This window comes from Streptomyces sp. NPDC043952 (assembly GCF_056435325.1).
In genome coordinates, this window is the sequence record NZ_JBWKES010000008.1 from 182,364 (window position 1) to 194,912 (window position 12,549).

General features: G+C 70.1%; 12 protein-coding genes and 1 pseudogene. 4 read left to right on the forward strand and 9 right to left on the reverse strand.

What is annotated here, in order from left to right:
- Positions 1-6: 6 nt before the first annotated feature.
- Positions 7-987 (reverse strand): proline dehydrogenase family protein, encoded by a 981-nt coding sequence (locus AC069R_RS12390; RefSeq protein ID WP_478766787.1) that lies wholly within the window; start codon positions 985-987, stop codon positions 7-9.
- A 165-nt stretch (positions 988-1,152) separates the two neighbouring features.
- Here AC069R_RS12390 and AC069R_RS12395 point away from each other — a divergent pair, with 165 nt between their 5' ends.
- Complete coding sequence (locus AC069R_RS12395) at positions 1,153-2,676, forward strand: PucR family transcriptional regulator (protein ID WP_478766789.1); 1,524 nt, start codon at positions 1,153-1,155, stop codon at positions 2,674-2,676.
- A 3-nt stretch (positions 2,677-2,679) separates the two neighbouring features.
- Here the strand turns inward: AC069R_RS12395 and AC069R_RS12400 are convergent, their stop codons facing one another.
- The 3 genes and pseudogenes from AC069R_RS12400 to AC069R_RS12410 all read right to left on the reverse strand — a co-directional run.
- A complete protein-coding gene (locus tag AC069R_RS12400) occupies positions 2,680-2,889 on the reverse strand; it encodes a DUF397 domain-containing protein (RefSeq protein WP_478766791.1) in 210 nt (69 codons plus the stop codon).
- 3 nt (positions 2,890-2,892) lie between these two features.
- Positions 2,893-3,465: a DUF5753 domain-containing protein gene (locus AC069R_RS12405; protein ID WP_478766793.1), complete on the reverse strand. Its 573-nt coding sequence runs from the start codon at positions 3,463-3,465 to the stop codon at positions 2,893-2,895.
- Positions 3,466-3,507: 42 nt separating this feature from the next.
- Positions 3,508-3,711, reverse strand: a pseudogene (locus tag AC069R_RS12410) (helix-turn-helix domain-containing protein); the annotation flags it as partial.
- Between the two features lie 224 nt (positions 3,712-3,935).
- Here AC069R_RS12410 and AC069R_RS12415 point away from each other — a divergent pair.
- Positions 3,936-4,136, forward strand: coding sequence for a hypothetical protein (locus tag AC069R_RS12415; protein ID WP_478766795.1), 201 nt, complete (start codon positions 3,936-3,938; stop codon positions 4,134-4,136).
- Between the two features lie 15 nt (positions 4,137-4,151).
- Positions 4,152-4,277 carry a hypothetical protein gene (locus AC069R_RS12420; RefSeq protein ID WP_478766797.1) on the forward strand — a complete coding sequence of 42 codons (126 nt, stop codon included), beginning with the start codon at positions 4,152-4,154 and terminating at the stop codon, positions 4,275-4,277.
- Between the two features lie 590 nt (positions 4,278-4,867).
- Here AC069R_RS12420 and AC069R_RS12425 read toward each other — a convergent pair.
- Entirely contained in the window at positions 4,868-5,440 is a 573-nt protein-coding gene (locus tag AC069R_RS12425; RefSeq protein ID WP_478766798.1) for a TetR/AcrR family transcriptional regulator, read from the reverse strand.
- Positions 5,441-5,571: 131 nt separating this feature from the next.
- Between AC069R_RS12425 and AC069R_RS12430 the strand changes: the two genes are divergently transcribed.
- Complete coding sequence (locus AC069R_RS12430; RefSeq protein WP_478766876.1) at positions 5,572-7,008, forward strand: MFS transporter; 1,437 nt, start codon at positions 5,572-5,574, stop codon at positions 7,006-7,008.
- Positions 7,009-7,118: 110 nt separating this feature from the next.
- Here the strand turns inward: AC069R_RS12430 and serA are convergent, their stop codons facing one another.
- The 4 genes from serA to AC069R_RS12450 all read right to left on the reverse strand — a co-directional run bounded on the left by serA (position 7,119) and on the right by AC069R_RS12450 (position 12,483).
- Entirely contained in the window at positions 7,119-8,708 is a 1,590-nt protein-coding gene (serA, locus tag AC069R_RS12435) for a phosphoglycerate dehydrogenase (RefSeq protein WP_478766799.1), read from the reverse strand.
- A 249-nt stretch (positions 8,709-8,957) separates the two neighbouring features.
- Positions 8,958-9,956 carry a ketol-acid reductoisomerase gene (gene ilvC / locus AC069R_RS12440; RefSeq protein WP_478766800.1) on the reverse strand — a complete coding sequence of 333 codons (999 nt, stop codon included), beginning with the start codon at positions 9,954-9,956 and terminating at the stop codon, positions 8,958-8,960.
- A 129-nt stretch (positions 9,957-10,085) separates the two neighbouring features.
- A complete protein-coding gene (gene ilvN / locus AC069R_RS12445; protein WP_397983877.1) occupies positions 10,086-10,610 on the reverse strand; it encodes an acetolactate synthase small subunit in 525 nt (174 codons plus the stop codon).
- A gap of 22 nt (positions 10,611-10,632) precedes the next feature.
- A complete protein-coding gene (locus AC069R_RS12450) occupies positions 10,633-12,483 on the reverse strand; it encodes an acetolactate synthase large subunit (RefSeq protein WP_478766801.1) in 1,851 nt (616 codons plus the stop codon).
- Between the last annotated feature and the right edge of the window lie 66 nt (positions 12,484-12,549).

Sequence of the window (12,549 nt, forward strand, 5' to 3'; positions counted from 1 at the left end):
GTGGGCTCAGCCCTTGCTGACCATGCTGCGGAGGAAGAAGCGCAGGTTCGCCGGCTTCTCCGCCAGACGGCGCATGAAGTAGCCGTACCAGTCGGTGCCGTACGCCGTGTAGACGCGCATGCGGTGGCCCTCGGCGGCCAGCCGCAGGTGCTCGTCGCTGCGGATGCCGTACAGCATCTGGAACTCGTACTCGTCGAGCTTACGACCGGCCTTGTGGGCGAGCTCCTGCGCGATGGATATCAGGCGCGGGTCGTGGGACCCGATCATCGGGTAGCCCTCGCCCTCCATCAGGATCCGCAGGATGCGCACGTATGCCTTGTCGATCTCGTGCTTCTGCTGGTAGGCGACCTCGGCGGGCTCCTTGTAGGCGCCCTTGACCAGGCGGACCCGGCTGCCGGCCTCGGCGAGCCGCTTGGCGTCGGCCTCGGTGCGGAAGAGGTACGCCTGGATGACGCAGCCCGTCTGCGGGTGGTCCTTCCGCAGCTCCTCGTGGATGGCGAACATCGAGTCGAGGGTGGTGTGGTCCTCGGCGTCCAGGGTGACGGTCGTACCGATGGCGGCGGCGGCCTCCACGACGGGGCGGACGTTGGCGAGCGCCAGCTCGTGGCCGCCCGGGAATGTAGAGGCGGGCCCGGAGGGCCCTCGGTTGAGGGTGGTGGTGGGCGACGGGAGGGACTGCCCGAACATCGACAGCTTGACCGACATCTCGACCTTCTCGCCGAGTTCGAGGTCCTTGAGGTGGTCGATCAGCGCGAGGTAGGCGTCGCGGGCCTGGGTGGCCTGCTCGGGGGTGGTGATGTCCTCGCCGACGACGTCCATCGTCAGCTGGAGGCCCCTGGCCGTCAGGTCCTCGATGATCGGGACGATGTCGGACACCGTCTCCCCCGGAATGAAGCGGTCGACGACCTGCTTGGTCACCGGGGCCGCCGAGATCAGGCGACGCATCCGGTCGCTGCGCGACGCGGCGAGAATCACGGGACCCAGCACGGGGCACCTCCACAGACAAGCACCAGAAGAGGCCATCACCCGACGATTCGGGTACGGCACGGAGAACCACCGTGAAACCTACGGATCCCTCTGATCGTCGGCCATCGACAGCTGTCACGCATCCGTGCCCGCGATCTCAGACATCTGTATGAAGGTGGCCGGAAAATGGGGGAGAATGCCCGTGTGGCGTCGGTTTACAAGGGTGATTACCAGGAACTGGTCGACGAGATCTCGGAGCTGCTGGGCGTGCCCGCGACTCTGGAGAACCGCGACTTCGAGCTGCTCGCCTTCGGCGCGTACGACAGCGACGAGGAGCTGGACGCCTCGGCGCTGGACCCGGTGCGCACCCGCTCGATCCTGACCCGGCGCTCCACGGCGGGCGTGCGCACCTGGTTCGAGGGCTTCGGCATCACCCGCGCGACCGGCCCGGTCCGCATCCCGCCGAGCCCGGAGGCCGGCGTCTACCGCGGCCGGATCTGCCTGCCCGTGCGCCACCGCGGTGTCGTCCTCGGCTACGTCTGGCTGCTGGACGGCGACCCCGGCCCGACGGACGCCCAGCTGACCGCCGCGATGCGGGTGGCCGGCCGGATCGGCGCGCTGCTCGCGGACGAGGCGGAGGCCGGGGCGGGCCTGAGCCGGGAACTGCGGGCGGTCCTCACGGCGGAGGGCGGCTGGCAGCGGGACATGGCGGTGGCCGACCTGCGCACGGCGCTGGGCCCCCGCGCCGACGGTCCGCACACCCTGGTGTGCGTCGCCCCCTGGCCCTCCCCCGACCCCGACGACGCCCCGTCCGCCCGTTCCATCCCGCACGCGGCCGCGCTGTGCACGATCCCCTGGGGCACGGCGGCCCAGAGCCTCGCGGTTCTGGTGCGCCTGCGCTCCACGTCGGTGGGGGCACCGGCGCTGGCGGCGGCGGGCCGGGTCCTGGAGGAGGCGGAGGGGATGTGGGGGGCGCTGGGGGTACGGAGCGAATCCGGGCCTACGACACGGAGCGGCCCGGAAGCCGAGCCGGGCACGGGGGTGCGCGGGGCGCGGGCGGGGGGTGCGGCGCGGGGAGCTTCTGGAGTTCCGGGCGCTTCGAGCGGCACTTCGGGGACACCGAGCGGCGCTTCGGGGACTTCGCGGCCGGGGGCTTCGGGGGCGGGTGCTGCGGGGGCGTCGGGTAAGGGGGCGGCCGTGGCTCGGGGTGCCGGGGCGGTGGTGGCCGCGGCGGTGGCGGCAGGGGCCCTCGGGGCGGCCGGCTTCGCCGGGGGCCGCGGGACGGCGGCCGGGTTCGGCGGGGCGGCCGCCGGGATCGGGGAGCCGCGCCTCGGACTGGCCGAGCTGGGCACGGTCTGGCAGGAGGCGCGCGCCGCGGCGCAGGCGGCGCTGGCCGAGCGGCGCCTCGGGCCGATCGCGCAGTGGCGGGGCATCGGGCCGTACCGCCTCCTGACCGCGCTCCCCCCGGAGTCCGCGCAGGACCCGGCCGCCGGCCCGCTCCTCTCCCCCGCCCACCGCGAGCTGGCCCGCACCGCCGAGGTCTACCTCGACTGCGCGGGCCAGGCGGGCCGCACGGCGTCCGAGCTGGGCATCCACCGCCAGACCCTCTACTACCGCCTCAACCGCGTGGAACAGCTGACCGGCCTGGACCTGGACGACGGCGAGGACCGGCTGCTGCTGCACATGGCGCTGAAGCGGGCGCGGTTGTAGCCCCTACACGGACTCGCCGACGTACCCGACGAACTCCGCCCAGGCGCGGGAGGCGAGGAGGAGGACGGGACCGTGGGGGCCCTTGGAGTCGCGGACGCCGATGTGGGGGTCGAGCGGGGCCACTTCGACGCAGTTCTGACCGGGGCTGCTGTACGAGGACTTGAACCAAGCCTTCTCGGGGGCGAGTTCAGGTGCAGTGAAGCGTGGATGCATGGCCTACAGCTCTCGTTCTAGTTGTTGCATGAATGCGGGAGTGTCCTCCGGAGGCAGTGCCGATGCTGTCATGGCCTCGAACCGCCGCGCGAACCGATTGACTTCACGCGGCTTGTCCGATGTCGACACAGCTCCCCAAGCGCTGTCAGTCTGCACACGCGGCGGCAGATCGCTCCCGAAGTCCAGGATGGCGAAGTCTTCGCTGGAACGGTAACTGGGGCGGAAGGGCAACACCTGGATGCTGACGTGGTCCCACGTCGACAGTTCCTCGATCCGGGCGAACTGCTCGCGCATGACGTCCGGGCCACCGACCGGGTATCGCAGTGCTGCCTCACCCAGGATGACCTGGAGCCTTACGGGATTCTCCTGCGTGAGCACCTCCTGACGCTTCATTCGCAACTCGACGCTGCTGCTGATGAACTCCGAGGTGTATTCCTCGATCGGCTTCTGAACCTCGTGCAGGGCCAACGCGGAGCGCTCGGTCTGAAGCAAGCCGTACACCAGGGTCGGGTGGTACGCCTTCATCGACCGCGCCTCTGGCTCCAGCCCCACGAACCCCGGCATCCCCACAGGCATCAGCCCCCGGTACTGCGTGAGCCATTCCTGCTGGTTGGAGTCCTAGTTGAGGTTGATCAGCGACTCGATGACGTCCTCATCCGTGACGCCGTACTTGTCGAGTAGTTTCCGCAAGTCACCGACGTTGCGGAAGTTGAGGGCGCCGGACTCGATCCGCTGCAACGACGCCTCCGAGATACGGAGCCCGACGACGGCCTGCTTCCGGGTGAAGCCGCCGCCCCGGTCACCTCGTCCACAGTTCTCCCGTAACTGGCGGAGTTACAAGCCAAGTTCAAGTCGTTGGGCCGTGCGTCCACGTTTTGGTGCCATGTGCAGAGTGCTACAGCACCTGTGCAGCGCCCGCAGCCGAATGCGCAGAATTGGGCATAGTCCATTTCTCAAGGCACTGATTAATCAGCCGAGTTTCGATTGAAGTCGAACGGGGTGGCCCGCCACTGTGTTGGCCAGGCACAACGGAAACGGAGCCCCCCATGTACCCCACCCTCCTCACCCACGACTGGGCCATGAGCTATCCCATGACCACCCGCAGCGTCCCCGTCGCCCGCATCCAGGTCCGCCGGCGCCTCACCAGCTGGAACCGGGCGGGGGACATCGAGGACGCCGTACTGGTCGCCTCGGAACTGGTGGCCAACGCGGCGGTGCACGCGAAGGTGCCCGGTCACCAACTGTGATTGCGACTTCAGGAGTTGGAGAGTCGCGCACTGATCGTGGAGGTATCCGACCCGGTGGAGACGTTCCCCACGCCCGGCCGGCAGGGCCCCGGAGGTGAGGGCGGTCGGGGGCTGCGGGTCGTCGCCGCGCTCGCGGAGTAACTGGACTGGTTCCTCCGCGCGGACCTCGGCAAGACGGTCCGGGCCCGTCTCAACCCCGCGTGCGGCGGCGGTAGTAGTGGAGGGTGACCACGCCGAGCAGGGGTCCCCACGCCGCCAGCGGGATGTAGCAGGCCTTCACAGGGCCGGACGAGTCCCAACGCCAGCCAGGCGAGCCCCTCTTGGAACGCGCAGAGCAGCGGGAGGACGAGATAGCCCCAGCCGGGGATGAGCATGTCGTCGTACTCGGACGCGGCGAGCCCCAGCGGGACGCCGAGCACCACGGCGAGGCGCCACAGCGCCGAGGGCAGCGACGCCCAGACGACGGCCTGTGCCGTCCGGCGGGCCCAGGCGGGGACGGGCGAGGCGGTCGCGAGACGCAGGGAAACGGGTAAGGGCGCGCTGGTGGTCATGAGTCCGACTCCTTGAGCGGCGAACATGCTCCGACACCCAGGGACGTTGCCACGCGGCGATCCCCGCCACGTCCGCCCGCAGGACGGAAAGACGTACCCCTCCGGACGCACCCGAGGAGCCGCCGGTCAGACCTCGGCCGCAGAACCCGTACGACCTACGACCACAGGGACTTTGACGCGTCAGCCAGCCGCAGCCGCCTCGATGATCCGTCGCAGACCCTCCGTCAGTGCGTCCCCGTCCGGTGCGGTCGTCGGGTCGAAGGTCCATTGGGAGATCAGGCCCGTCATCAGGGTCAGGTAGAAGCGGCCGACGGTGTCGGCGGTCTCGTCGGAGACGTCCTCCTCCGGCACCCCCATCAGCGCCGAGACCAGGCCCCGGCCGCCCTCGCGCTGGGCGCGGGACAACTGGTCGCGAACCTCGGGGAGTTGGTCGCCCATCGCGAGGATCTCCACGCTGAGCCGCCAGATCGAGCCCGGTTCGCGCAGGCTGTCGACGACGCCCGACCACACCTGACGGAACCGCTCCAGCGAACCGGGAGCGCCGCCGAACCCGGCCTCACCTCCGAAGGACATCCCCTCCACCAGCGCGATGTAGGCCTGCGCCAGCAGCGCGTCCTTGGAGCCGTAGTGGTAGCCGATGGAGGCCAGGTTGGTCCCCGACGCCTTCACGATGTCGCGCGCGGTCGTCCGCGCGAAGCCCTTCTCCAGCAGACAGCGCTGCGCGCCGTCGAGCAGATCCTCGCGGTGTCCCATGCCGGCAGCCTACCGCGCTGTCCATACACGTGTCCTAGACGCATGGCTTATACAAGCGTTCTAGACAATCGTTTAAGACGCCCGTACGTTTCCCTGTCGTGAAGCGTGAATGGACCGCCCTCTACGTGCTGATGCTCCCGCTGCTCCTGGTCTCGATGGACGTCTCGGTGCTGTACTTCGCCACCCCGGCGATCAGCGCCGACCTGCACCCCACCGGCACCCAGCAGCTGTGGATCTTCGACAGCTACGGCTTCGTGCTCGCCGGGTTACTGATGACCATGGGGTCGCTCGGGGACCGGATCGGCCGCCGCAAGCTCCTGCTCATGGGCGCCGCCGCGTTCGGCGGGGCCTCGCTCCTCGCCGCCTACGCGGACAGCGCCGGGACCCTCATCGCCGCCCGCGCCCTCCTCGGCGTCGGCGGCGCCACGCTGATGCCCTCGACCATGGCCCTGCTGCGCACGATGTTCACCGACCCGGCCGAGCGGACGAAGGCGATCGGGCTGTGGTCCGGCGTGATGACCGGCGGCATCGCCCTCGGCTCGGTGATGAGCGGCATCCTGGTCGAACACTTCTGGTGGGGGTCCGTCTTCCTCGTCAACCTCCCCGCCATGGCCCTGCTGCTGGTGCTCGGACCCGTACTGCTGCCCGAGTCCCGCGACCCTGCCCCCGGCCCCTTCGACTGGGTGAGCGTGCCCCTGTCCCTGGCCGCCGTACTCCCCGTGATCTACGGCCTGAAGGAGATCCCCTCCGAGGGCTGGCACCCGCTGTACGTCGTCTCGATCACCGTCGGCCTGCTGTTCGCGGCGCTGTTCGTGCACCGCCAGCGCACCCACACCGACCCGCTGATCCCGCCCGCCCTGCTGAAGGGCCCCGGCTTCGCCCCGGCGCTGGTGCTCAACCTCCTCTCCGCGCTCGGCATGATGGGCTCGGCCGTCTTCACCACGCAGTACCTCCAGTCGGTGCTGGGCAAGAGCCCGCTCGCGGCGGCGCTGTGGAGCCTGCTGCCCTCGGTGTTCATCGGCCTCGCCGGGCCCCTCACCGCGTGGCTGGTCCAGCGGGGCGTGAACCGGGGGTCCGTCGTCGCGGGCGGTTTCGCGGCCATGGCGGGCGGATACGCGCTGCTCGCCCTCGCCGGCACCGACTCGCTGTGGCTGGTGCTCGCCGGGGCGGGCGTCCTCGCCTGCGGTGTCGTCGCGATCATGTCCCAGCTGAGCGACCTGGCGATGAGCGGCGCCCCGGTGGAGCGGGCCGGCGCCGCCTCCTCGCTGCTGGAGACCAGCTCGGAGTTCGGCGGGGCGCTCGGGATGGCCGTCCTGGGGTCGATCGGTGCGGCGGTCTACCGCCATGAGATGCCGGGCACGGCCCCGGCGGGATCCCGCGAAACCCTGGGCGGCGCGCTCGCCACGGTGGGTCGACTGCCGCGCGCGGCCGGGCAGTCGCTGCTCGCCGCCGCCCGGAACGCGTTCACCAGCGGGATGCGGGATGCCGCGCTGGCGGGGGCGGTGGTACTGGTGCTGGCGGCGGTGGGAGCGGCGGTGACCCTGCGGAAGGCCGAGGGCAGGCCCTGACGGGAAAGCCGGGGAGACCCCTGGGGGGCCGAGGTGTTCCTCGGCCCCCCAGGGGTTTCCCACCGGCCCGCCCACCCGCCGAGTCAGGTGGGCGGGTGGGCGGGAACGCGTCAGACCAGGTTCACCGAGCGGGCGGAGGCCGCGCCGATCTCGGCGGCGACCTCGGCCAGGACGTTCGGCGTCACCGTGTCGTCCACCGTGAGGACGGCCAGCGCCTCGCCGCCCACCGCGGCGCGGGCGACCTGCATGCCGGCGATGTTCAGACCGGCCTCGCCGAGGATCCGGCCGACGGTGCCGACGACACCGGGGCGGTCCTCGTAGCGCAGCACCAGCATGTGGTCGGCGAGGGCGAGGTCGACGTCGTACTCCCCGACCGAGACGATCTTCTGGATGTGCTTGGGGCCGGCCAGGGTGCCGGAGACCGAGACCTCCTCGCCGGTGCCCAGCGTGCCGCGGACCGTCACCACATTGCGGTGCTCGCTCGCCTCGGAGCTGGTGGTGAGGCGCACCTCGACGCCGCGCTCCTGGGCGAACAGCGGCGCGTTCACGTACGACACCGTCTCGGCGACGACGTCCTCGAACACGCCCTTGAGCGCGGAGAGTTCGAGCACCTTCACGTCGTGCTGGGTGATCTCGCCGTAGACCTCGACGTCCAGCCGCACGGCCACCTCGCCGGCCAGCGCGGTGAAGATGCGGCCGAGGCGCTCGGCGAGCGGCAGGCCCGGCTTGACGTCCTCGGCGATGACACCGCCCTGCACATTGACCGCGTCCGGGACCAGCTCGCCGGCGAGGGCGAGCCGCACCGACCGGGCGACCGCGATGCCCGCCTTCTCCTGGGCCTCGTCCGTGGAGGCGCCGAGGTGGGGGGTGCACACGACCTGGTCCAGCTCGAACAGCGGGGAGTCGGTGCACGGCTCCTTGGCGTACACATCGAGGCCGGCGCCGGCGACGCGGCCCTCCTTCAGCGCCGCGTACAGCGCCGCCTCGTCCACGATGCCGCCGCGGGCGGCGTTGACGATGCGCACGCTCGGCTTGACCTTGCGCAGCGCCTCGTCGCCGATGAGGCCGAGGGTCTCGGGGGTCTTCGGCAGGTGGACGGTGATGAAGTCGGAGACCTCAAGGAGCTCGTCCAGGGAAAGGACCTTCACGCCCATCTGGGCGGCGCGCGCCGGCTGCACGTACGGGTCGTAGGCGACGACCTTCATGCCGAAGGCGGACATGCGCTGCGCGACCAGGGCGCCGATGCGGCCGAGGCCGACGACGCCGAGGGTCTTCTCGGCCAGCTCGACGCCCGTGTACTTGCTGCGCTTCCACTCGCCGTTCTTCAGCGCCGCGTTGGCCTGCGGGATGTTGCGGGCGGTGGACAGCAGCAGACCGCAGGCCAGCTCGGCCGCGGTGACGATGTTGGAGGTCGGGGCGTTGACGACCATCACGCCGGCCTTGGTGGCTGCGGACACGTCCACGTTGTCCAGGCCGACGCCCGCGCGGGCGACGACCTTGAGCTTCCTGGCCGCGGCGACGGCCTCGGCGTCGACCTTGGTGGCGGAGCGGATCAGGATCGCGTCGACGTCGGCGATGGCGGGCAGCAGCTCCGCCCGGTCGGCTCCGTTGCAGTGCCGGATCTCGAAGTCGGGGCCGAGGGCGTCGACGGTCGCGGGCGAAAGCTCCTCGGCGATGAGTACGACGGGTTTCGAGCTCACGTGGGTCCTCACAAGTCCAATGCGGACGGCCGTCCCGACGGCCGCTGGCGGAGGGGTGCTAGCCGCGTGGAAGACGCACGACGCTGTGGGCCTGACGCGTATGTTGTGCAGCAGTCTAGTGGCGCCGCGGTCTTTGTTTTGCGCCGCTGCGGAAGGATCACCCGGACGGGGAACTCCACTATGGAGTGCCGCCGGAGATCGTGGCGAATGGGGGCCGGAGCAGCATGCCCCGGCCCCCTGACGCGAGGCTTACGCCTCCTCGTTCACCCAGCTCATCAGCTGGCGCAGCTGCTTGCCCGTGGTCTCCAGCAGGTGCTCGGAGTCCTGCTTCTTGTACTCGTTGTACTTCTTCAGGCCGCCGTGGTATTCGTCCATCCAGTTCTTGGCGAAGGTGCCGTCCTGGATCTCGGCGAGGACCTTCTTCATCTCCGCCTTGGTGGCGTCGGTGATGATGCGCGGGCCGGTGACGTAGTCGCCCCACTCGGCGGTCTCGGAGATGGACCAGCGCATCTTCTCCAGGCCGCCCTCGTACATGAGGTCCACGATCAGCTTCAGCTCGTGCAGGCACTCGAAGTAGGCGATCTCCGGCTGGTAACCGGCCTCGGTCAGGGTCTCGAAGCCCGCCTTGACCAGGGCGGCGGTGCCGCCGCACAGCACGGCCTGCTCGCCGAAGAGGTCGGTCTCGGTCTCCTCGGTGAAGGTCGTCTTGATGACGCCGGCGCGGGTGCCGCCGATGCCCTTCGCGTACGACAGGGCCAGCGCGAAGGCGTTGCCGGAGGCGTCCTGCTCCACGGCGGCGATGCAGGGCACGCCGCGGCCTTCCTCGTACTGGCGGCGCACCAGGTGGCCCGGCCCCTTCGGGGCGACCATGCAGACGTCCACGCCGGCCGGGGGCTTGATGAAGCCGAAACGGATGTTGAAGCCATGGCCGAAGAACAGCGCGTCGCCGTCCTTCAGGTTGGCGGCGATGGACTCCTCGTACACCTGGGCCTGGATCGGGTCCGGGACCAGGATCATGATGACGTCGGCCTCGGCCGCGGCCTCCGCCGGGGTGACCACGCGCAGGCCCTGTTCCTCGGCCTTGACCTTGGACTTCGAGCCCTCGTGCAGACCGACCCGGACATCGACACCGGAGTCGCGCAGCGACAGGGCGTGCGCGTGGCCCTGGCTGCCGTAGCCGATGACCGCGACCTTGCGGTTCTGGATGATGGACAGGTCGGCGTCGGCGTCGTAGAACAGCTCGGCCACTTTGGGTCTCTCCCTATGTGTGCAGGTGGTGCGTCCCACCGTATGCCGGTGGGCGGTGAGGTGGTTCGGGGGTCTCGGCATACGGGCGAGCGGTGCGGACCGGCCGCCCGTACGCCCGCGTGCCGGGTGTTACGCGGAGCGGTCCAGGGCACGCAGCGAGCGGTCCGTGATCGAACGGGCGCCGCGGCCGATGGCGATGGTGCCGGACTGGACCAGCTCCTTGATGCCGAACGGCTCCAGCATCTTGAGCATGGCGGACAGCTTCTCGCCCGACCCGGTGGCCTCGATGGTCACGGCCTCCGGGGAGACGTCCACGGTCTTGGCGCGGAACAGCTGGACGATCTCCACGATCTGGGAGCGGGTCTCGTTGTCCGCGCGGACCTTCACCAGGACGAGTTCGCGCTGGACCGCCTGAGTGGGTTCCAACTCGACGATCTTCAGCACCTCGACGAGCTTGTTGAGCTGCTTGGTCACCTGCTCCAGCGGCAGTTCCTCGACACCGACCACGATGGTGATCCGGGAGATGTCGGGGTGTTCGGTGACGCCCACCGCGAGCGAGTCGATGTTGAAGCCGCGGCGGGAGAACAGGGCGGCGATCCGGGCCAGGATGCCCGGCTTGTTCTCCACCAGGACGGAGAGCGTGTGCTTGGACATGGTCTTTTTACGTCTCTCTCGCTCAGTCGTCTTCGCTGTCGCCGAAGTCGGGGCGGACGTCCCGCGCGGCCATGATCTCGTCGTTCGAGGTGCCGGCGGCGACCATCGGCCACACCATGGCGTCCTGGTGGACGATGAAGTCCACGACCACCGGACGGTCGTTGATGGAATTGGCCTCCTCGATGACCTTGTCCAGGTCCTCGGGGCGCTCGCAGCGCAGCCCCACGCAGCCCATCGCCTCGGCCAGCTTCACGAAGTCCGGCACCCGCGTGCCCCGCGCGTCGGGGTCGATGTCGTCGGGACCGCTGTGCAGGACGGTGTTGGAGTAGCGCTGGTTGTAGAACAGAGTCTGCCACTGGCGGACCATGCCGAGCGCGCCGTTGTTGATGACGGCGACCTTGATCGGGATGTTGTTCAGGGCGCAGGTGGTCAGTTCCTGGTTGGTCATCTGGAAGCAGCCGTCGCCGTCGATCGCCCAGACCGTCCGCTCGGGCCTGCCCGCCTTGGCGCCCATGGCGGCCGGGACCGAGTAGCCCATGGTTCCGGCGCCGCCGGAGTTCAGCCAGGTGGCGGGCTGCTCGTACTGGATGAAGTGCGCGGACCACATCTGGTGCTGGCCGACGCCGGCCGCGAAGATGGTGCCCTCGGGGGCGAGCTGTCCGATGCGCTCGATGACGGCCTGCGGGGACAGCGAGCCGTCCTCGGGGCGGTCGTAGCCGAGCGGGTAGGTCTCGCGCCACCGGTTGAGGTCGTTCCACCAGGCGCTGTAGTCGCCCCGGTTGCCCTCGCTGTGCTCCTTCTGCACGGCCTGCACCAGGTCGGCGATGACCTCGCGGGCGTCGCCCACGATCGGCACGTCGGCCTCGCGGTTCTTGCCGATCTCGGCCGGGTCGATGTCGGCGTGCACGATCTTGGCGTACGGGGCGAAGCTGTCCAGCTTGCCGGTGACGCGGTCGTCGAAGCGGGCGCCGAGGGCGACGATCAGGTCGGCCTTCTGGAGCGCGGTGACGGCGGTGACCGCACCGTGCATGCCCGGCATTCCCACGTGCAGCGGGTGGCTGTCGGGGAACGCGCCGAGCGCCATCAGGGTGGTGGTGACGGGCGCTCCGGTGAGTTCGGCGAGGACCTTCAGCTCGGCGGTGGCCCTGGCCTTCAGGACGCCGCCGCCGACGTAGAGCACGGGCCGCTTGGCGGCGGTGATCAGCTTGGCGGCCTCGCGGATCTGCTTGGCGTGCGGCTTGGTGACCGGGCGGTAGCCGGGCAGGTCCATGACCGGCGGCCAGGAGAAGGTGGTCTTCGCCTGGAGGGCGTCCTTGGCGATGTCGACCAGGACCGGGCCGGGGCGGCCGGTGGAGGCGATGTGGAAGGCCTGCGCGATGATCCGCGGGATGTCCTCGGCCTTGGTCACCAGGAAGTTGTGCTTGGTGATCGGCATGGTGATACCGACGATGTCCGCCTCCTGGAAGGCGTCGGTGCCGATCGCCTTCGACGCCACCTGGCCGGTGATCGCGACCATCGGCACCGAGTCCATGTGGGCGTCGGCGATCGGGGTGACCAGGTTGGTGGCGCCCGGTCCGCTCGTCGCCATGCAGACGCCGACCTTGCCGGTGGCCTGGGCGTACCCCTCGGCCGCGTGCCCGGCGCCCTGCTCGTGCCGGACGAGCACATGGCGCACGCGGGTGGAGTCCATCAGCGGGTCGTACGCCGGCAGGATCGCGCCGCCGGGAATTCCGAATACCGTGTCCGCCCCGACCTCCTCAAGGGAGCGGATGAGGGACTGCGCGCCCGTGACGTGCTCGACGGGGGCGGAGTGCTGTCCGCCGGATCGGGGCCGGGGCTGCGGATGATGGGCCCCGGTGGCCTGCTCGGTCATCGGCTTCTCTTCTCGATGCTGAGGTTTTTTGCGAGGTTCGGGCGGAGTTCGGGTGTCGTACGAGGG